The 20,276-nt window shown below is 55.1% G+C and carries 14 protein-coding genes; 4 read left to right on the forward strand and 10 right to left on the reverse strand.

The window, feature by feature from the left end; genetic code table 11:
* Positions 1-128 precede the first annotated feature (128 nt).
* From FG381_RS02230 to FG381_RS02240, 3 genes are all read right to left on the reverse strand, one after another.
* Complete coding sequence (locus FG381_RS02230; RefSeq protein WP_139687341.1) at positions 129-1,118, reverse strand: helix-turn-helix transcriptional regulator; 990 nt, start codon at positions 1,116-1,118, stop codon at positions 129-131.
* Positions 1,119-1,289: 171 nt separating this feature from the next.
* Positions 1,290-2,660: a C4-dicarboxylate transporter DcuC gene (gene dcuC / locus FG381_RS02235; protein ID WP_139687342.1), complete on the reverse strand. Its 1,371-nt coding sequence runs from the start codon at positions 2,658-2,660 to the stop codon at positions 1,290-1,292.
* Positions 2,661-2,718: 58 nt separating this feature from the next.
* Complete coding sequence (locus FG381_RS02240) at positions 2,719-4,149, reverse strand: lyase family protein (RefSeq protein ID WP_139687343.1); 1,431 nt, start codon at positions 4,147-4,149, stop codon at positions 2,719-2,721.
* A 204-nt stretch (positions 4,150-4,353) separates the two neighbouring features.
* On the opposite strand from FG381_RS02240, the gene FG381_RS02245 reads away from it, so the two are divergent.
* Positions 4,354-5,340: a LysR family transcriptional regulator gene (locus tag FG381_RS02245; RefSeq protein ID WP_139687344.1), complete on the forward strand. Its 987-nt coding sequence runs from the start codon at positions 4,354-4,356 to the stop codon at positions 5,338-5,340.
* Positions 5,341-5,993: 653 nt separating this feature from the next.
* Here the strand turns inward: FG381_RS02245 and FG381_RS02250 are convergent.
* The 4 genes from FG381_RS02250 to FG381_RS02260 form a co-directional block, all read right to left on the reverse strand.
* A complete protein-coding gene (locus tag FG381_RS02250; protein ID WP_139687345.1) occupies positions 5,994-7,175 on the reverse strand; it encodes a hypothetical protein in 1,182 nt (393 codons plus the stop codon).
* Positions 7,176-7,441: 266 nt separating this feature from the next.
* Positions 7,442-7,606: a hypothetical protein gene (locus tag FG381_RS12515; RefSeq protein WP_165697805.1), complete on the reverse strand. Its 165-nt coding sequence runs from the start codon at positions 7,604-7,606 to the stop codon at positions 7,442-7,444.
* 2 nt (positions 7,607-7,608) lie between these two features.
* Positions 7,609-7,866, reverse strand: coding sequence for a type II toxin-antitoxin system RelB/DinJ family antitoxin (locus FG381_RS12925; RefSeq protein WP_139687346.1), 258 nt, complete (start codon positions 7,864-7,866; stop codon positions 7,609-7,611).
* Positions 7,867-8,050: 184 nt separating this feature from the next.
* The gene (locus tag FG381_RS02260) at positions 8,051-8,611 is read right to left on the reverse strand and encodes a superoxide dismutase family protein (protein ID WP_139687347.1); all 561 of its coding nucleotides are present in this window, start codon (positions 8,609-8,611) and stop codon (positions 8,051-8,053) included.
* Positions 8,612-8,912: 301 nt separating this feature from the next.
* Between FG381_RS02260 and FG381_RS02265 the strand changes: the two genes are divergently transcribed.
* The 3 genes from FG381_RS02265 (at position 8,913) to FG381_RS02275 (ending at position 14,704) form a co-directional block, all read left to right on the forward strand.
* Positions 8,913-9,284: a hypothetical protein gene (locus FG381_RS02265; protein ID WP_139687348.1), complete on the forward strand. Its 372-nt coding sequence runs from the start codon at positions 8,913-8,915 to the stop codon at positions 9,282-9,284.
* Positions 9,285-9,408: 124 nt separating this feature from the next.
* The gene (locus tag FG381_RS02270) at positions 9,409-10,695 is read left to right on the forward strand and encodes an amidohydrolase (RefSeq protein ID WP_139687349.1); all 1,287 of its coding nucleotides are present in this window, start codon (positions 9,409-9,411) and stop codon (positions 10,693-10,695) included.
* 175 nt (positions 10,696-10,870) lie between these two features.
* Complete coding sequence (locus FG381_RS02275; protein ID WP_139687350.1) at positions 10,871-14,704, forward strand: SNF2-related protein; 3,834 nt, start codon at positions 10,871-10,873, stop codon at positions 14,702-14,704.
* A gap of 98 nt (positions 14,705-14,802) precedes the next feature.
* Here the strand turns inward: FG381_RS02275 and FG381_RS02280 are convergent, their stop codons facing one another.
* From FG381_RS02280 to FG381_RS02290, 3 genes are all read right to left on the reverse strand, one after another.
* On the reverse strand, positions 14,803-15,981 hold the full coding sequence (locus tag FG381_RS02280; RefSeq protein WP_139687351.1) for an OmpA family protein: 1,179 nt from the start codon (positions 15,979-15,981) through the stop codon (positions 14,803-14,805).
* An 11-nt stretch (positions 15,982-15,992) separates the two neighbouring features.
* Positions 15,993-17,906 carry an autotransporter family protein gene (locus FG381_RS12520; RefSeq protein WP_165697806.1) on the reverse strand — a complete coding sequence of 638 codons (1,914 nt, stop codon included), beginning with the start codon at positions 17,904-17,906 and terminating at the stop codon, positions 15,993-15,995.
* Between the two features lie 1,196 nt (positions 17,907-19,102).
* Positions 19,103-19,942 (reverse strand): hypothetical protein, encoded by an 840-nt coding sequence (locus FG381_RS02290; RefSeq protein ID WP_139687353.1) that lies wholly within the window; start codon positions 19,940-19,942, stop codon positions 19,103-19,105.
* Positions 19,943-20,276 lie beyond the last annotated feature (334 nt).

Raw genomic sequence — 20,276 nt, forward strand, 5'->3', positions numbered from 1 at the left:
ACGACGCCTTCCTTTGAGACCGAAGCCGCTGCATGCCGACAAAACGGGTTCCACGGCGCCCATGCCTGCGCCGACGGCATAAGCGCCGGCAAAAGCAAAAGAAGCCAATCGATTTCGTCCGGACGGCATCAGGCCTTTTCGGCGATCAAAACTTTTTCAACCTTCCGAATCCCTGCTTTTTCGCGCCAGCCTGCAATCCAGCCGTCAAGAAGCACGGTGTCGTCCATATCAGCCTCAAGCCGCCAGGCGCCGTCGGGTAATTTCTGAAGCTTCTGAGTCGTATTGAAGGGCGTCTCGGAAAGGTTCCTCGCCGTCTCGGGGCTCGTGAATTCGAGAATCAGCCGCACGCGGCGGCCGTTCGAATAATTGAAGTGCCGTTCGCTGATGTACTTGTCGAGCGAAAAGTCCTCCGGCCTCACTGCCTGGAAGTCAAGCACGCGGGCCTCGGAAATGCGGTGAAGCGCGAGATGGCGGTAGTTGTCGTAGCCTGCGAACTGACAGACGAGGTAGAGCCTCTGCTCCTGCTGCACAAGGCCGAGCGGAGACACGTCGGCTTCATTTTGCTCTCCCCGGCTGTTTTCAAACTTCACGTGAAGCATGACGTCCCGATAGAGCGCTTCGCTCACCGCATTGAAAATCCGCTCGAGGATCCTCGGCGGCATCATCGGCACGCATCCGGAAACAAAGGCAACTTTTTTGAGCCACCGGTTCATTTTGTCCGTCGCCCCCTGCTCCTTGAGGGAGAGGCTCGCCTTGTCGAAGAGGTACCTGAGCGACCCGGATATGGGAGCGGGTAGCTGGTAGTGCATATGCTCTTCAAAAAGGCGGATGAGGAGGCTCTGCGTCGGCGGAAGATTGTCGATCACGAGGTCAGCATCCGGAACGCTCCTTCTATAGCCGTAGGGGCGATTGGTCTTGTCGACATCTATTTGCAGCTCGTCGCATTCGCGCATGCTTTCAAGAATGCGCTGCAGTCGTCTCGGAGAAAGCTCCATTCCGAGTTCTGCGAGATTCTGCTGAATCTGAGAAGCGGTAATCCAGTGCCGCGGAATTTGCTTGAGAATCGTGATGACGATGAGCGCATCGGAAATGTTGTTCTGATTGGCAACGCGCGGCATGAGAAGTGCTCCGGAGTGGTTGGGTTCAAAGTATTCTAGCCGTATAGCACATCGGGCGACGATTTATGTCGCATCGGCATTCTTCCTTCTGCGTCTTGCGAAAAGAAAAGCTCCCCGGGACGAGATGCCTCCGGAGAGCTTAAGCGTAAGATCGACTGCGTTGTCCGGCGATCACCCGAAGAGGATCTGATTCACAATGAGGGTCGTGAGGAGGCCGAGAACCATCGGAATCCAGGTGCGGCGGACGATCGCAACCGGGGAGACGCCGGCGGCGCCCGCTACCGCGATGATGACGCCCGCAACCGGCGACATGGCGCGAAGCATGCCGGAGGCAAACTGCATCGGGGTCACCAGCGCTTCAACCGAGCCGCCAAGGCCTGCGGCCACATCCGGCGCCAGCGTCGCGAAGGAGGAATAAGCGCCGACGCCCGAGCCTGTGAGGAAGGTCACCACAGAGACAATGCCCGTGAGGAGCACCGTCATGGCGCCCATGCCGGCGCCGACGCCCTGCGCGGATTTGATGAGCGCATCAATGAGCCCTGATGTCTGAAGGCCGGTCGCGAAGAATTCCGCACAGATGATGAGCGCGACAATGCCCGCGAACATCTTCCCCATCGACTGGAACATTGCCATCGCGTCCTTGAAGATCTTCTTCACATCGCGAAGACGAATGATCTCAATGATGACGACGCCGGTCCAGACCATGAAGAGCGCGGCAATCGTGTCGAGCTTCACGGAAGCCACAACGAGCTTTGAGAAGATGATGAGAAGCGCAATGGGGAGCACCGGGAAGATGGCGTACCACTTCGGAACCTTCGGGGCATCCACCGCCTTCACGGCAGCCGCTTCGGCGTAAACGTCGTCATTCTTCTTGTCGTACCAGCGCTGCACGAAGTAGTGCGCAATGCAGCAGACGATGAGGGTCGGTACGGCGAGCGGGAGCTGATACTGAACGAGGTAGATGATCGGATCGAGGCCCGCAACCTTGGCGGCGAGGTTCGCCGTGCCGGCGGTCGGCGTGAAGGTCATGCCGGCGGAGGTGCCGATCACGGCAGCAGCCGCTGCCGGTGACGTTCCCACAGCTTTCAGAATCGGGAAAAGCGCAACAAGCAGCAGCATTGCGAGCCCGGCGGCAGACGGAATCACCATCACGAGAATCTGCCCGACAAGATAGCCGGCAGCAAGGACAACATAAGGCGCGCGGAGCTTCGCGAGGGGCTTCACGGCAATATCAACCAGCGCCTTGGCCGCGCCGATGCGGTCCATGTAGGCTGCAAAGCCGCCCGCCGTCATGATGAGAAAGCCGATCCCGGAACTCTGCTTCGTTGCAATGCTTTTGAACGTTGCAAAGATGTCGAAGAGCCAGAAGCCGGAGGGCTTCACGCCTTTGGGCAGGAAGCTCGCGTCTCCCACAAGCGCGACGCAGACGAGGATGACGAGGCCTGCAAAGAGAAGAACGAGATGCGTCTGATAGCGCTTGAGAAGCGCCCAGCCGGCAATGATCGTGACGATCACTGCAACCCATGGCAAGAATGCAGACATTTTGTTTCTCCAGTGGTTTTACTTTCTTAATTGATTTTTAAGGTATTTTTTTGGCGCGTCAGAGATAGCGGCGGAAATCGGCGTCGAGCGCTTCGAGCGCCTTTTCAACGTGACGTTCGCGCGCCTCAAGCTTCGATTTGAGAGCAAGAAGCGCCGCCTCATCCTCAGCGATCATGGCTTCAATCTCGCCCGGACGGGCGCTCCCGGCCGTACGGCGGTTTTCAACGATCTTTTTGGGATCGAGCGCATCGCGGAATTCCGCTTCGCTCATCGGGAAGACGGGAGACGCCTCCGGGAATTCCTCCGTGATCTCCTCGCGGTAGATGCGGACGATTTCGGCATAGGGGAAGTTGAGAGGAAAAAGGCCGTTGGCCCGGGCATAGGACACCATGCGGCTCGCCATGTGGTGCCCGATCCGGAAAGGAAGCCCGTGCCCGCGCATCAGGCGGTCGGCGATTTCCTGCGAAGCCGTCCAGTCGGAATTAAGTTCCTCGAGCGCCCGGGCAGGATTGATGCGAAGGCCGTTCAGAACCTTGAGGAACCTTTCGCACATGCCGACCGCGGCCTTCGCCATGCGGCCGTTCTTCGCGACGCTCTTGCCGTCCGTCATGCCGGGCACCACGTTGTGAACGCGCATGAAGACGGCGTTCATTTCCGAGACGACGTCGGAGCAGTCCGCGCGGCAGTTGTTCATGAGGCCGGGATTGCGCTTCTGCGGCATGGCCGACGAGACGTAGGTGTTTTCGCCTCCTTCCGCCAGAAGTATCCAGGGGCAGGGCTGCGCGTACTGCACCATGATGTCGTTCACCATGGAGCCGAGATGGATGGCGACGGATCCGACGATGGACGCAAATTCGAGCGCAGTGTCCACCGGCGCTTCGCAGGTCGCGTCGAAAGCGTTTCTTACCGGCCGGTCGAATCCGAGCGCCTCAGCCATGCCCTCGCGGTCGAGCGGCCACCCGGTACCGTTCAGAACCATGGCGCCCATGGAGCACATGTTGTAGCGGGAAAGGTATTCCTCGAGCCGGGCGCGGTCGCGCAGAAGCGGCGCGGCAAAGCCGAGGAGATAGTGCGCGTAGCTTGTCGGCTGCGCCGCCACGCCGTTCGTGTAGTTGGGAACGATCGTATCGAGGTTGGTTCGGGCGAGCTCGAGAATCTTCTCAATCACACGATCAAAGGCTTCGGCGAAGGTCATTGCGCGGTCGCGCATGATCGCCATGCGTGTGGTGGAAAGAATGTCCTGGCTCGAGCGGCCGGCGTGGATCGCCGTAACTTCCGGATTCGTCGCGGCGATGAGAAGCGGCTCATACGCAATGTAGGAGGTCGGGCGCTTCGCCGGATCCTGGTCGCCCGCCTTTTCCACCGCGTCTATGCCCTTTGCGGCAAGGCGCAGAAGCGCTTCATCAAAAAGACCGTTTCGCCCTTCAACGGCAACCGTCGCCTTGTTGATGGCGGAAATCCAGAAGAACTCATCATGTTCGCGGGCCATGCTTTTCTTTCCCTTCGTTGATTCTGAGAATGCCGAGACGGTTTTGTCTCTCTCTGGTTCCGCAGTTTCCGCCCTGGAGCGACTTCTGACAACGACTTTTCGAGCAAACTAATTTTGCGGATTGCGCAAAATAGAATCTTCCTCCCCAGCGCCGATTAGTAGGAGAATGACAGTCATGGAAAAGCGCACTTCGAGGAGAAGACCATGCCGAAAACCGACGACCTCTCTGCATGGCGGCAGTTTCTCTGCTTTGCCCGAACCGGAACCTTGTCGGCCGCAGCGAAGGCGCTTGAAACGGAGCCCTCCTCGCTCTCTCGCGCCATCGCCGGACTCGAGAAGGCGCTCGGGACGGAACTCATTCAGCATAATTCCCGCCCACTCAGGCTGACGTCGGCCGGGAAAACCGCGCAAAAGCGCATGGAAACCATCCTTCGCGCTCACGATTCGCTCATGACGAGCCTCATGGATGAGAATCGAACGCTTGACGGAAGCATCCGGCTCTCTTCAGCGCCGGGCTTTGCCTCGCGACGGCTGACGCCGCTCCTCTCTGAATTTCAGAATGCACATCCCGGCATTCGGATTGAGATCCTCTCGGGCCTCCAGGAGGCGGAACTCAAAAAAGGCCTCTGCGAGGTCGCGACGCTCACGGGCGAACCGAAGATCTCGGGTCTCATCTACATGAGCCGGGGACGAAACGTCTATCTCCCGGCGGCAAGTCCCGGATACATCCGCCGACACGGCATGCCGGTCAACCCGGAAGATCTGAAGCAGCATACGGGCTACATCTACAACGGCCCCGTGAGGAGCGAAACGCGCGTGCTTTTCCGCGGCAGCCGGGAAGCGCCCGTGCAGTTTGCGCATTCGATACGCTCAACCGACATCCTCGCCATCCGCAATGCGCTCCTGAGCGACATGGGAGTCGCCGTCGACATGCCGCTTGTTCAGATTGCCGAGGACATTGCTGACGGCCGGCTCGTACCGATCCTCCCTGGCTGGTTTCATCCTCCCGTCGAATGCTTCATCGCCACCAACCGCGATGCCTGGCACCAGAAGCGCGTGCGCGTCTTTCTTGAATGGTACGCACGCGCCATGCAGAGCCTCTTCTTTTCCTACGAGGAAAAGGTCTCGCCCATCGTGGGACTGCCGCCTGATGTCGGCCATCCCGATCGAAATAAAATTTTCCGGTCCTGAAAGTGCGGAGCTATCCGATCAGGACGCCGGCAAAAACCGGTTCAGTCGATCAGGGAAGCAGCAAGGGTGCTGTGCGCTGCCTCCCCTGATTTTGTTGTCTGATGGTGGAAGTACAACAAACATCAAAACACCAGATTGCCCAATTTCCAACAAACAAATGCCGATGCCTGATCGGGGTTTATTCCTATTCCGCCTATTCGATGCCAGAAACCGATATTTTTTATTTTATCAGCCAAATAAGATCAAAAACGCAAAATAGAAATAAACTCTCCCGCATTTATATCTCGATATTAATAAATTACTTCATCAATCTGAGAAATTGCGGATTTCTAATTGTTATGAAAAGGTGATCTTTATATTCTTCAATTTCGCCCTGAGCGCAAATTCGATTTCCTATGAGCGCCCTTAAATTTCCGAATCGACCTTCAACTTCCTGAAGATTGTTCCTCCAAACTTGAACAGACAGATGCTCATTTGGGTAAGACCTTCCAAGATTAAGAAGGACTCGTTTCTTTTGTTCGGTCACCTGAACAACATTGCCGCAGACAAGATGCTTCTCCCCAACATGAAGGGGTGCCTTGATTGAATCCAGAGTAGCCGAGGAGACTGGCACCGATAGTGCAAGCAATACGATTGCAGAAAATAACGAAATCTTATTTTTCATTTCTGACCCATTGAGAATTAACAGTTAAATTAATTTGATACTTATTCCCATATTGTGTCAATATGCCCGATATGCAAACATTGCTATTCAGTAATCTATTGATTCCCTGAAATTCAGTAACGCTCTCATCTGCTATGACCCCTGTAAAAACGGCTTCAGGGTAGGAATGAACAAAATTAAGGAACGTCCATTTCTTATAGCTTTTTACCTGGACAAGCTGTCCGCAAAGCACAACTTGGCTTCCAATGTAGGGCTGCAGGTCTCCCTCATTTATTGGCCAAAGCGCCTCTTTGACCGAAAGGGTTGAAGTCAATTGACTGGGACTCTTGCTCGACTGAGTGACTGAAAGAGGAAATGCAGGTTGCCGAGACTGAGAATAATCAATAGGATCATTGTTTTCATTGAATAATTTATCATCACCCCTGCTTACAGCTTGATTATCACGAACATTCCCGGCTATCTGACTCTCTTTCTGCATTGGAGCTGAAGCCTCTTTCTGAATGCCCTCTTCCCTACTAGCAGCGGCAAGAACAGCATTTTCTGTTTTTTCAGGTGCTGAGGAAGATCTTGCAATATCTCTGCCAAATATGAGACATGCAGCAGCAAAAATAACAATACCTATTCCTGCATAAGCTGCCAATGAAATTTTATTAGTTGCCGATTTATGCTCTTCTTCAGCCCTGGATACCAAAGCTTCTGCACGCTGAAGCGTTTGAAGGACTTCAGACTCAATTTTCCTGACTTCAGATCCTTGTTGTTTGACTTCCGCTGTTGCCTTCTTTTGCTCTGCATCACGGAGTTCTTTTAAACGAAATGCTTGCGACTGCTCTTTAAGAATAGCCCGTATTTCAGCAATAACTTTCTTCGGGTTATTCAGCCAATATTTATTCGCATAACGCAAGAGCTGGCATTTAACATTTGCAAGAAGTTCATTCTGTCTGTAAAGAAAATCTTCCCAATCCTTATATTCCTTTAATTTCGTAAATCCATCGAGTTCAATTGCTATAGCAAAACCTTTGGCAGGATCAGAAATTAGGAAATCAATGCGTCTGATTCGCCCTTCACTATCGAGAAAAGGATATTGCGGATAAACAGAATCCGGAGTCACTTCCGGAATTTGCGTCAGAATTTCTTTAACAAAACGAACCTCGAAATCAACCGGATGCTGCATTTCAGATGAGTGTCCGGCGATCCAGCTCTGCCAAGCCTCATTTCTAGAATTCAATTCCTGCTCTCAAATGCCTGAAACAAGATATGCCTTAAATTTTGCGGTATTTCTCATGAATCGGTCAAGAATTACTTGATATGTATCTTATGATAATTTAGAGACCTTTCGCTTATTCCACTACGAACCTCTATCTGGTCATAAGTCAGCGGCTCGCCTCCGGACATAGGAACGAGCCGTTTTCAAAGCAAGGCGCTAAGGCGCTCAAGACATTACTGAATCGCCGCAGGCCAGACAAGTTTCGCCGCCGACGCAGACCATGCCGGCGCGGCCTTGCGCTTCGACGCGACAACTGACGTCACAGCCGTGCCGTCGGTCGCAATGTGGAGTCTCGGGAAAACGCCCTTATGGCCGTTGTCGTCCCCGCGGATTTGCATAACTAATACTTAATGAGCTCATGGCTGACGATATTGCGATTAGCCAGAGAATCCTCATGCAAGCGCTTTAGATGCTGCATATTGGAAGGAGCGAAAAAGGGATCTGCTTTGGGTTGGAAAGGAAGGCCATTCTCAACAACGAGCTGATTAAGAAAGACTCGGATTGCCGTAGTCAAGTCCATACCCATACGATTGCAGACCATCTGGGCATCATCACGAAGACTCTGCTCAACGCGTAGCTGAATAGTTGCTGTGGGCATGCTTAATCCATGCTATGAAGTGGATAACAGCCAAAATTTAGCATGCCCTGCATTGCAGTCGCGTCCGGAAAGTCTTCGTAGAGCCAAAGAGCGGGGCGCGGCACGATTCCCCATAGAAAAACGGCCCGCCCCCAGACAGAGGACCGAGCCGTTTCCAACGTAAAGCGGTCAGACGCTCAAGACATTACTTGATGACGCCGCAGGCAAGACGGGCACCGCCGCCGCCGAGCTTGGCGGGATGATCATGGAAGTTGTCGCCGCCGACGTGAACCATGATGGAATGGCCCTTCAGCTCATCAACGCTCTTGATCTTCGGAGCAAGAACCGGCGTCACTGCCGTGCCGTCAGCCGCAACATAGAGGCTCGGAAGATCGCCCTTATGGCCGTTGTCGTCCCAGGGGAAGGAGTGAACGCCCTTCTTTTCAGGATCCCAGTGACCGCCCGCCTTCATCGCGAGGCCGGCATCGGTCGCGCCGCAGTCCGGATTCTGATGCACGTGGAAGCCGTGCATGCCGGGGGTGAGGCCCTTGAGGTTCGGGTAGAAAGCAACGCCGTAGGGGGTATTCACCGCAACCACCTGGCCGACGGCCGTGTTGCCGTCCTTGCCGAGGAGGTCGACATTGACGACGACCTTTTCCTTGGCCGACATCGGATCGTACAGCTTCGTCTGATCGGCGTCGGCGTGGGCGAGGCCGGTCGCGGCAGCAGCCGCACAGAGGGCGAGAACTTTGAACGTGTTCTTCATGAGCATTTCCTTTCTGGGGTTCGGCGCGCAGCCTTGAAGTAAAGCTGCGCGTCTCAAATAGATGGAGACAATTTACCATGAAGAATCGATTGATTCCGGCTTAACTGCTTCGCTCTCCGTAAGAATGATTCCCAAAATGCAACGAAATCTGTCGAGAGAGGCCCGGATGCTTTCAGAAACGACTTCATTGCGACGCCGCGCCTCATGCCTTTTAAAATTTCCGCCATCATGCTCGAGACTTGATCCTCCGCCGAGGCGCCGTTCAAGCGCCCGCGCGGAACCTGACATAAGGACACCCACTATGAAGCAGCTTTTCCTCCTTGCATCCTTCTGCGCCGTCGGCGCCTTTTCTCTTTCTGCCGGCGCGGCCGTCACTGCGGAATCCTGCTCCCTCACGCACATCAAGCAGGTCGCCGACGAGGAAGGCCTCATCAAGGCCCGAGCGCTTTCCGCGGACTGCATCGAAAAAGGCTATCTCTCGACCAAGGAAGCGGTTCAGCGCGGCTGGGCAACCGCGAAGGAAGAAAGCGGCGACGGCTATGACGACGCGAAGCGCACCGTGAAGGAAGGCTATGAAGCCGCGAAGGACGGCGCCGTCAAAACCTACGATGCCGCCAAAGAAGGTCTGAGCGCCTTCGGAGCCGCCTTCAAGAAAGAGTTCTCAAAGGAATGAGCGCGAAAAAGTTTAGAATTCTGCCCGACCTTCAACTGAGGCCCTGCGATCCGGAGGCCGAAAGGTTCCGGACGCTCTGTGTCCATAAGCATTCCGCTTCTAAAAAGCTCAAGGAGTTCACCCCATGACTGCATTCACGAAAGCGCAGTACATCGAAGAAATGGTTGCGACCCGCCGCAAGATCCATCAGATGCCTGAAGAAGGCTGGACGGAATTCGAAACGAGCTGGCTCATTACGGAGCGTCTGCGTTCGCTCGGCCTCAAGCCTCTCCTCGGCCTGAAGGTGATCAATCCCGATGCCGTCATGGGCCGCGACCCGAAGCTCGTGGCCGAAGCCATTGAACGCGCCAAATCCCACGGCGTCCCGCAGTCCTTCATTGACGAAACGGAAGGCTACACGGGCGTCGTCGCCGTCATCGACACGGGCCGTCCGGGTCCCGTCACCGCGTTCCGCGCCGACATGGACTGCGTCGTTGTTTCCGAATCGGATTCGAAGGACCATGTGCCCACCGCCTGCGGCTTCGCTTCAAAGCACCCGGGCTTCATGCATGCCTGCGGCCATGACTCGCACTCCTCGATCGCGCTCGAGGTCTGCCGCTGGCTCGTCGACCACAAGGATGAGCTGAAGGGCAAGTTCAAGGTCCTCTTCCAGCCTGCCGAGGAAGGCGTCCGCGGCGGCAACGCCATGGCGGCCTCCGGCATCGTCGACGACTGCGACTACCTGATCGGCGGCCACGTCGGCACCTTTGCGAAGTTGGGCGAAGTGGGCCTCATGACGGGCGGCTTCCTCGCCTCCACGAAGATCGACGTTCACTTCCACGGGCGTCCCTCGCACGCGGGCTCCGATCCTGAAAAGGGCAGAAGCGCCCTGATGGCCGCCTGCGCCGCGGCGATGATGATGCAGGGCATTCCGAGAAGCGGCGAAGGCGTCACGCGCATTGCCGTGGGCAAGCTCAACGCCGGCGAAGGCCGCAACGTCACGCCGGTCCACGCCGACATGCAGCTTGAAGTTCGCGGCGCCACGGGCGAAGTGAACGAATACATGGTTCAGAACGTCCGCAACATCGTCGAAGGCGTCAAGCGCGCCTACGAGGTGGAAGGCGAAATCGTGAAGGCGGGCGAAGCGACGACGCTCACCGTCTGCCCGGACCTCATCGACATGGTCGAGGAGGAAGCGAAGAAGATCGAAGGCGTCAAGCGCACCTTCCGCGAGGACAAGCCCGCCGGCTCCGAAGACTGCACGGTTCTCATCAAGCGCGTCGTCGACCACGGCGGCAAGGCGGCCTACTTCATGTTCGGCTGCAACCATCACGGTCACCATCGCGCCGACTTTGAAATTCAGGATGAGACGAGCATGCCGATCGGCTTCGAGGTCTTCTGCCGCATGGCGAAGCGCCTAAACGGCATCTGATAAGTCTCCGGACGACTTGCCTGCCCGGAGCGTCAATCATCCCTGGCAGGCAAGCTGCTGAGCAAGGCCGTCCGCCGTCGGCTTCTCCTTTCGAGAAACCGGCGCGAACGGCCTTTCGCGTTTCTGCGCTTCAAGCGCTTTTTCCCAATTTCAACAGCAAAGGATTCCCGCAACAATGGCTCCCAGACGACAATACGGCACCACCTGGTGGGGCGCAGAGTGGCTGCGCGCCCTCGAGCGCGTCGACAACGCCAACCGCCTTCCCCGCGGGAAAACTTATGCCAACACCGGCCGCGTGATTGAAGCAAAGTTCAACGGCCGCAGCCTTCGCATCGAGGCGCTTGTCGACGGATCCGCCTACTACCCCTATGAGGTTGAGGTCGGGATGAAGCCCGTCCCCGCGAAGAGCGTCAAGCGCCTTGCGGACGCCATTGCCGCCGACCCGGACATCGTCGCGGGGCTCCTTGACGGGGAGCTCCCGAAGGAAATCGCGCCTCTTTGCGAAAAGCTCGGGATTGAACTTTTTCCCGGAAGCTGGAGGTCGATGCACCTCTCCTGCTCGTGCCCGGATTCGGCGCGGGTCTGCAAGCACATCGCTGCGGTCTTCTACATCATTGCCGACCGCATCGACCTCGATCCCTTCTTCATCTTTGAATTCCGGGGCATTCACCTCAAGGATGAGCTGAAGGCCCGCGGGATCAATCTCGGGGGCGCCGTGACGGTGAAGCCCCTTGCGCCCGGTGATCTCCTCCGTCGCGCATCAGAAGGCTTCCCCCGTACCGCTTCGGATTCCGAAGACCTTCCGGAAGAAGAACGCGCGAGGCTTGAATCCGAAGCGCTCGCGCGGCTTCGCTCGCTCTCCCTCTCCGACCTCCCCGACCTTACCGATGTGATGCTCGGGCTCTACCCGAAGACAACCCCCATCACGTCGAGCAAGGACTGCAGCGAATATCTCAATGCCCTCTGGAAGCATGCGGGAAAGACGATCTCCGCCATTGAAAAGCGCGCCGCTCAGAATGAACTCGCGGCTTCCGAAGGCGGACTCCTTACCTCGAGCCGTGCGCTTTCGGCCCTGAGCGATCGGATAACTGAAGAGCTCGGCGAAGAATATCCGGAACTCAACACCCCGGGCGCCCGGGTGCTGCTCGGGTTCGGGCAGGACGGCATGGAACGCACGCTCGAAATCTCGCATCCGGCAGAGGACGGGAAAAAGGCGAAAGCCGTTCTGCTTCCTCTCGAAGGGTTCTTCCCGGCGATCCGCATGACGAGCGCCCGCGAGGCGGAAGCCCTTCCGGCGGAATTCGAGTGCTGGCGGGAAATTTTCCGCCTTGCCGCAGAGCTCCTCAAGCTTGGCGCCATCGTTCCGGCCGTGACGGAGTCTCCCAAAATCAAGTCCCCTGCCCCTCGCGTCTGGTGGCTTCCGGCGCTTCGCGATGCGGCCGTTCGGCGCGCCGTCACGGAACTCGGGCTCGGCATCGCCCCCTGGGCCAGGGGCATGATTTCCGAGAAGGCGCTCAAAATCTTCCCGGAAGCGGAAGCGTCGCCTTTTGCAGCCGCGATTCTGCTCCTCTCCGCCGCCATTGCCGGATTCCTCAGAAACACCATCGGGAACTATCCGAAGCTCGCCGACCGAGAGGACATTCTCGACTTTGCGGTTTCGGGGCTCGATCTCACGCCGCTCGACGGCCGAACGGCGTCCGATGCGGGCGTCGTCCTCGCCCGCGCGCTCGCGCCCTTTGCCCTCGGCGACGTCTACCCGTGGCTCCCCGTGCTGACGGTCCGGAGCGCAAAGGAGGGCGCAATCAAGCTCAATTTCGGCATCATCGGCCGCAATGCCGACATCCGCGCCGCTGCCGAAAAGGAACTCAACGCCCCCGAAGATGAGGCTGCTCCCGAAACCCCGGACGTGCCGAATGAAAAAGCGCTTGCCGGGAGCCCCGTGCCCACCGAGCGGCCCCTGATGCTCTCGCGCCTCATTAAGGAACCGCGCTACGCGGCGCACCGGTATGCCGCGCTGACCGTTCTCAAAACGCTTTGCGCGGGAGCGCCCGTACTCGAAAGAATCCGATCGTCGAGGGGCAAGCCCGCCACGCTCGAAATGGAGGACCTCCGGGACTTTCTCTTTGAGACGGCCCCCTACCTCACCATGCTCGGCGTCACGCTGATGCTCCCGGCCTCGATGCGAAACCTCCTGCGCCCGAAGCTCACGGCTTCTGCAGGCGCGGGCGAAGGCTTCACGAAGAGCCTCCTCGCCAAGAACGCCATCGGAGAATTCAACTGGAAGGCCGCCATCGGCAATGTCGAGATGACGGCCGAGGAGTTCCTGAAGCTCGCCGAAGCCCATCGGGGCGAAGTCATTCAGATCAACGAGAGCTTCGTCTACCTCGACCCGGCGGAAATCGACCTCATCCGACGCACGCTTGAAAACCCGCCTGAACTCTCAGCGCTCGAAAAGATGCGCGCGGTGCTCACGGGCAAATATGAAGGCGCAGCGGTTGAGGTGTCGCCTGAAATCAGGGAGGCTTTGAAGCACATTACCGATGTCGAGGAGGTTCCTCCTCCCAGGGGTCTCAACGCCGAGCTCCGCCCCTATCAGGAGCGCGGCTACTCGTGGCTCATGAAGAACCTCTCCCTCGGGCTCGGCTCACTCATCGCCGACGACATGGGTCTCGGGAAAACGCTTCAGGTCATTTCCGCCATTCTGGAACTCAAAAACCGCGGCTCCCTCAAAGCCCGCAAGGTGCTTGCGGTCCTTCCGACCACACTCATCACGAACTGGACGCGCGAGATCGCGAAATTCGCCCCGACCCTCACTGTCGGCACGTACTACGGCGCCGACCGCAGGCTCCCTGCTCCCGAAGAAGCGCCCGATGTGCTGCTGACGAGCTACGGAACATTGCGGCGCGACTATGAAGCGCTCTCCTCGGTCCGCTGGAAGCTCCTCGTTCTCGACGAAGCGCAGGCAATCAAGAATATTTCAACCGCACAGACCGCAGCCGTCCGCGGCATCAAGGCCGATCAGGTGATCGCCATGACGGGCACGCCCGTCGAAAACCGTCTGATGGAATACTGGTCGATTCTGTCGGCCGTGCAACCGAAGCTCCTCGGCACGCAGAAGGAATTCGCCAAAACCTTTGCCGAACCCATTGAAGGCGACCGCGATCCGCAGGCGGCGGAAGCCTTCCGGCGCCTGACCGCGCCCTTCATGCTGCGGCGTCTCAAGACCGACAAGTCGATCATTGCGGATCTTCCGGAAAAGAATACGGCGGACCACTACGCCCTGATGCGCACCGAACAGGCGGCGCTTTATGCGGCGACGCTCCTGAAGCTCATGGAAAAAATCCGCAAGGCCGAGGAAGCTCCCGACGCCTCCTCGCCATCGGGCCGCATGGCGCGCCGCGGGCTTGTCCTCAAGCTCATCACGAGCTTGAAGGAAATCTGCAATTCGCCGTCGCAGTATTCGAAGACGGAAGCGCTTCGCCCGGATTCAGGCAAAGCCGATGCGATGCTTGAGATCCTCGGCCAGTGCCTCGAATCCGACCGCAAGGTGCTCATCTTCACGCAGTACCGCGAGATGGGCGAACGTCTTCAGGCGTGGATCGAAGCCGCAACGGGCGAGCGCCCCGACTTCCTCCACGGTGGCGTCTCCAGAACCGAACGCATGAAGATGGTGGACCGCTTCCAGACGGACCGCACGGCGAGAATCTTCATTCTTTCCCTCAAGGCGGGCGGCACGGGCCTCAATCTGACCGCCGCTTCGGCCGTCATCCATTACGACCTCTGGTGGAACCCGGCCGTTGAAGCGCAGGCAACCGACCGCGCCTTCCGCATCGGACAGCGCCGTGATGTTCTGGTCTACCGGCTCATCACCGCCGGATCCTTTGAAGAGAAGATCAACGACATGCTGGCTTCAAAGCGCGACCTTGCGGACCTCACCGTCGCCGCAGGCGAATCCTGGATCGGCGACCTGCCGGCGAAGGAACTCAACCGGATCTTTGCGCTTTCCTGACGATCAGCCGCAGGTAATGCGGCTGATCAGAAAAAGAATTGCCGCGGAAAGTCCGGAGAGCCGGGCGGAAGCCTCCCTCTCCGGACCTGCACGGGGCTTTACTCTGGCCGCACCATGCGGATTTCGACGCGGCGGTCAGGCTGCAGGCAGTCGATCGCTTCCTGGTTCCAGAGGCCCTTGCAGGCGTCGCCCGTCACCGGGTGATATTCGCCTTCGGCACGCCGGATCACGAAGAGCGACATGTCGACGCCTTCCTTCTCAAGCTGCCTGAGTACGGTGTTGAGGCGGCGTTCTGAGAGTCGATCGTTGTACTCGTATGTACCGATGCGGTCCGTATGCGCCGTGATCGAGAAGCGGATGTGAAGCTGATCGATGATCTTCCGCTCCTTCGCAAGCACTTCGGCGACATGATGAATTTCCGCGATGCCTTCGGGCTTCAACACGTGCTTGTCAAACGCAAAGAGCGTGTCGGCCGAAAGCGTGAAGTCGAGGCACGGCGTATAGAAGACCTTCGCGATGAAGGCGGCCATCGATTCATCATTCAAAAGGAGCTCGCGCGCGTCCGCCGTGATGAGTCCGGGAACGACTTCAGCGAGACGGTTGACTTCCCTTTTCGTCTCTTCATCATCCGTGAAGGCAACAAGAACGGGCTTCGCCAGAGGCTCCTTTTCCCGGAAGGCCTTCCAGCCTTCTTCAAAAAGGCGCCCGCGATTCACCTGGTCGCCGTCGGTGAAGAAAAGAAGCGCGCTCTTTTTCCGCAGGAGCTCTGCGGTCTCGCGCTGAAGTTCCTTCTCCGACTCCGCATAGCGCTCCAGGCGCTTCTCGTAGTCGATCAGGCCTTCGCCGGGGTTCGTCATGCGCCCGAATACCTCGAGGCGTTCGGGGAGCCGCCCCACCTTCTCTTCAAAGTCGTCCTTAAAGCCCACGGGGAGCGTATGGGGCGCCATCGTGCCGGCAGCCACCTGGATTCCGGCTTCAGCCGGGAGCATCCTGCGGAGCTTCAGAAGAAGGTTCTTCGCAAGCACGACCTTCCGGTATTCGAAGAGCTCGTCGTATTCCTTCTCCTTGCCCTTTGCCCAGTCCGGATAGGACTTCTCTTCGGGCTCTTTGAGCTTTTCCTGCATCGTTCCCGAATAGTCGATGAACCAGGCCGAGCTCTCGACCTTCGGCCCGCAGTCGGGGTCGGAGTAAACGGAATAAGCGGCATTCGCCGAGAGAGCTGTGAACGTGACGGCAGAGAATGCAGCAAGAACGGCAAGCTTCAATTTCGTATGCATTTTCCTTCTCCTCAGAACTCGTACTTGAGACCGACCGAGACTTCGTAGTCCTTCTCGTAGTCGTCGCCGGTTTCGCGTTCGATCTGTCCGTAAAGACGCATGCGTTCATTGAACTGCCAGTCGCCGCCCAGACCATAGTAGAAAGTCGTCTTCCCGGCCACCTCGCCGTCGAACCGGTCGCTGCCGAACCAGACGGTGCGGTCCCCAAGGAAGTCGTGCTTGACGCCGGCCTTCAGATAAACCTGCGAATAGCGGCGGTCGATTTCCTCCCGGTCTTCGCCGTAATTGAATTTCTTCCCGACCACGATGCCGGCGCGGCCGATGAGCGAATCGGCGTCCTTCTGCCGGATTCTGCCGCCGCTCGAAAGCGTGTACTTTTCGCCCTCCACGCGATAGAAAGCGAGCTGAAGCTGGGGCTCAAGCCACCACGAGTTGTACCAGGGGCCCCAGGAGAGGTCGTTTCGCGTCGTGTGGAACATGTGGCCCACTTCGATCGAGGCGCCCCAGCCGAGCGTGTTGTATTTGCCCGTAATCTTTCCGCTTTCTCCGACCGTGGAAAGCTTCTGACGGTAATGGTCGGCCGAGAGCACGAAGTCCGCGTAGGCACCCTGATAATTGGCCCAGGTCGCATAGGCGTTGAGGCCGATCGCATCTGTTTTGCCGGAGCCAAGACCATCCATCAGATCCTGCTCGGCATGCGCCTGACGGATATTGGCGCCCAGGAGCCACAAGCCCTCTTCGGTATTGCGCACGAGATGGTCGTAGCCGAAGCTCACGCCGTAGAGATCCTGGTCGTATCCCTTCGAGGCAATGCCGCCCACCGAATCCTTCATCATCATGGCCTTGGCCCAGAGACCGTCCTGAGCGCCGTAGCGCACTTCGCCGAGACGCTTTCTCAGCGTGCTCAGATAGATCGGGTTGAAGCTGATGCCCGCGATGGCTGTGGTGGTCTTGCCGGGATCGTTGATCTCCTTCGTGTAGCCGGAGACCCAGTAGTCGGTCATGCCGGTAGCGATGTCAAGGGCATCGGGATCGGATTCCGTGGATTCGAGACCTTCCACGACCTTGTCGTAATCATCGCGCTCGAAGAGCGTGGTATTCACTGCTTCCTGAATTTCGCCCTCTTCATTCAGCACGCTTCCGGGACGCGTATCAAGGGTACCGTCAGCTTTCACGTACTGATCCGTGTGCTCCGTCTTCCAGATTTTCGGCTTGTACTTGAAGGCGGTGTAGTCGAGCGACGTCCAGTCGCCCGTCAGCTTCACGTTCGCCGGCGTGGTCGCAAACTTAAGCACGCGGCCGCGGTAGTCAATGGATCCGTCTGCAATCGTTTCGTCGTTGATGCGGACGCGATAGTGCTGCTCCCTGGACTCCTGACCTTTGGAAGCTTCATACGTCCGGAAGTCGAGAAAGTCGCCGAAGCGGATGTCGTGCCGCATGCGCGCAGCGGCCTCCGCTACCTTGAAGCCCTTGAGCTCAATCGGCACTTCATCACCGTTGAAGACGAAGCTGCCGTTTCCGGTGAAGACTCCATCTTCAACGGTGCCATCTTCGATTTTTCCGTCGTCCTCAACCTTGTTGTAATAGGTTATGCCGTCGAAGGAGAAGACGCGTTTGCCGTCCTTCTCAGGGTCGCCCATGATGTTGGTGTTGAGGATGAAGAGAGAGTTTTCAGCAGGCGCAACCGTGCGAGTACCGCTCTCCAACAGATAGGCTTCATCTGTGATGTTTTTCACCATTAGATATTGATACGGATTCGCCTCATTCCATTTGTCTTCCGCGTGGTGAAGATCAATCGTGCCGCCAGTGGGACGCAGGTTTTCGAAAATGCTGTCGTCCGTAACGGACCAGAGCGTACCGGAACCAATCTCCATATCGATATTGCCGTTGGCGGCGCCGACGAGATAGGAGTCCTTTTGGTTCATTACGAAGTTGATACGGCCTTCGGAGAGAAACTCGGAGGATTGCGTTGGATCATCACCCAGTTGGAGGTCTGGAGCTCTTTTAACTAGAGAGCGTCCTGACTCCTCCTGATGTCTTCTTGTCCAGGATAGTATATTGATACCGAGTAAAAAATTATTTCCATCTGGAACTTGCAGCTCTGTACCATGTGCCATTGCAATGGATTTATCTGTATGCAAATCACCATGAATATTAATATTACCTTCGCCATTTATAACATTAATATTTATCAACCCTCCTTCCTTAGCTTCTGCAGCTCGCGCCTTTTTTAAAATATTCAGCTTTTCAACATCACTCACATTAATGAATAAATCACCATTAACATTAACAACTCTTCCCCTCTCCGTTCTGCCTACTTCCCTATCATCTCCGGACACAAAAATCGCATAAGAGTCACGATATCCAACAATCCCCTCTTTATTATTTAAACAGATTTTCACTGAACCATCAAAATCCGCACGGCTCTCACCCAACTGCAAAATGCCGAAAGCATTTCCAGATGTACTATTAACAAACAGTTTAAGCGTCGAATCTTTCTTAAGATTTACTGCAGAACCTGAATCATAATGTATTTCATGATCCAACTCCACTATCTGGACCTCTTGCCCTTCTAACGGTTCAGCACCAATAACTTCCGTATAGGTAGACACATTCACCAGGCCGTAAGCATGCCCATCAGAATTTAGCACCCCTTTTTTATCAACTGGATTGCCTAAGGAATAAGAAGCGATAGTAACATCTCCTGCAAAATTTATCTTATTATCACTGCCAGCAGATAAGATTCCATACGCAGCATCTTTTTTGGATAAGCTCGCAATGATATAAGCTGCACCATTTTCACCTAAAAAATCAACACGACTCCCTACAATATTCATTCCAAGCATTTTTTTATTACCCGTAAATTTACCCTTCTCGTTTACCTCCACAATAGGATTATATTTTGACAGCAGCAGTATGCCGTAACTTTCAGTTTTATGTTCACCTATAACTAACTCATCGGAGAAAGCCGATTCATCGCTTTGGACAATAATTTTCCCTTTCTTTTCCCCCGAACGAAATGAAAACACTCCACCCTGACCCAAAACACCTATTGATGCCGATGAAAGTTGATCTCCATCTTCAATAGAATATGGGGAAACGGCATTATTGTAGGCAGTTATCACAAACTCAGAAGAATGCAAAGAAAATAGCTTTCTATATTTTCTATTGCACGCACTACATATCCAGAATTCGCAGGCACAACAGGCCCACTGTAAGACAAATCATTTTTTACAGATATCTCAACTTTTTCTGCACCATTATTATTAAGATCATCAAAATATGATGTCGGAAAATCTGTCTTATCCCAGACATAAATGCTTCCGTCATACATCATTTTAACAGCAGACAATGAAAGGCTAATATTATTACCCAACGAATCTGTATTGAGCTTTTTAAAACCATCTTCAGAAAACTTATCGCTTAATGAATTAGCTGCCTTAATACAAAGTTCCTCAGATAAAAAATTAATTACTCCTCCAGTTGAATCATGATCACCATTATATTTGTTTATATATGGAACCACCCGAATAAGCCAATTGTCATCTAGAGAATCAAAAGAAGCTTCTTGAATAAACGAAATCTTCTGAGTCAATACATCAAAAAACACACTGTTATCGCTAGACAATAAATGACCATCCGTAAAATATACCCATTTTTCTTGCAATCGATCATCAATATTCCTATCGAGCAAATACACCGCAATTTTAGGTTTTTCAGCATCAGTACTATAGTAACCGCTAGTACCCGTTCTATACATAACACCTTTTTCATTAAACTCCAAGGCATTATTATCTTTTAATACATACCCTTCACCGTAATGCTGTTCCCAAGTACCTGCATAACACATTCCATCGGAAAAAATAGACAATATTAATAAAACCAACGATCTTATAGCAACTCCAGCAATTCTATTATTTCGAGGGAAAACATTGCTCTTTTGAAAATTTCGATTTTTCATCTTGCAACTCGCAATATATTATTTTAATCGCATTTTATTTTTATAGTCTTTAATTTCACTTATCAGGTCAAAAAAAATAAATACCGCAATAAGTCTTAAATTAATGTTAAAAGTTTAATTCCCTTCATCATAGTCGTCAATAAACGACTAATAGGCATACATGTAGTTTTATGACAACTATAGTTAAGTATTTTTTATTAATTTTATGATTTATATTGTTTACATGAGAGGTATATGAGAATCCCTTAGTTTTTTGAAACAGGTATAAGCGCACCCCCCTTGAAAACAAAGCCATCGCGAAGGAATCATCTATCCAACAGAAAAATGAGCTTAT

Origin of the sequence: Sutterella faecalis, from assembly GCF_006337085.1 — a bacterium.
GTDB lineage: Bacteria > Pseudomonadota > Gammaproteobacteria > Burkholderiales > Burkholderiaceae_F > Sutterella > Sutterella faecalis.

Excerpts from the sequence above, each read along its gene's own strand:
- FG381_RS02230 (WP_139687341.1), bottom strand. The coding sequence starts at position 1,118 with ATGCCGCGCGTTGCCAATCAGAACAACATTTCCGATGCGCTCATCGTC.
- dcuC (WP_139687342.1), bottom strand. The coding sequence starts at position 2,660 with ATGTCTGCATTCTTGCCATGGGTTGCAGTGATCGTCACGATCATTGCC.
- FG381_RS02240 (WP_139687343.1), bottom strand. The coding sequence starts at position 4,149 with ATGGCCCGCGAACATGATGAGTTCTTCTGGATTTCCGCCATCAACAAG.
- FG381_RS02245 (WP_139687344.1), top strand. The coding sequence starts at position 4,354 with ATGCCGAAAACCGACGACCTCTCTGCATGGCGGCAGTTTCTCTGCTTT.
- FG381_RS02250 (WP_139687345.1), bottom strand. The coding sequence starts at position 7,175 with ATGCAGCATCCGGTTGATTTCGAGGTTCGTTTTGTTAAAGAAATTCTG.
- FG381_RS12515 (WP_165697805.1), bottom strand. The coding sequence starts at position 7,606 with ATGCAAATCCGCGGGGACGACAACGGCCATAAGGGCGTTTTCCCGAGA.
- FG381_RS12925 (WP_139687346.1), bottom strand. The coding sequence starts at position 7,866 with ATGCCCACAGCAACTATTCAGCTACGCGTTGAGCAGAGTCTTCGTGAT.
- FG381_RS02260 (WP_139687347.1), bottom strand. The coding sequence starts at position 8,611 with ATGAAGAACACGTTCAAAGTTCTCGCCCTCTGTGCGGCTGCTGCCGCG.
- FG381_RS02265 (WP_139687348.1), top strand. The coding sequence starts at position 8,913 with ATGAAGCAGCTTTTCCTCCTTGCATCCTTCTGCGCCGTCGGCGCCTTT.
- FG381_RS02270 (WP_139687349.1), top strand. The coding sequence starts at position 9,409 with ATGACTGCATTCACGAAAGCGCAGTACATCGAAGAAATGGTTGCGACC.
- FG381_RS02275 (WP_139687350.1), top strand. The coding sequence starts at position 10,871 with ATGGCTCCCAGACGACAATACGGCACCACCTGGTGGGGCGCAGAGTGG.
- FG381_RS02280 (WP_139687351.1), bottom strand. The coding sequence starts at position 15,981 with ATGCATACGAAATTGAAGCTTGCCGTTCTTGCTGCATTCTCTGCCGTC.
- FG381_RS12520 (WP_165697806.1), bottom strand. The coding sequence starts at position 17,906 with ATGAACCAAAAGGACTCCTATCTCGTCGGCGCCGCCAACGGCAATATC.
- FG381_RS02290 (WP_139687353.1), bottom strand. The coding sequence starts at position 19,942 with ATGAAAAATCGAAATTTTCAAAAGAGCAATGTTTTCCCTCGAAATAAT.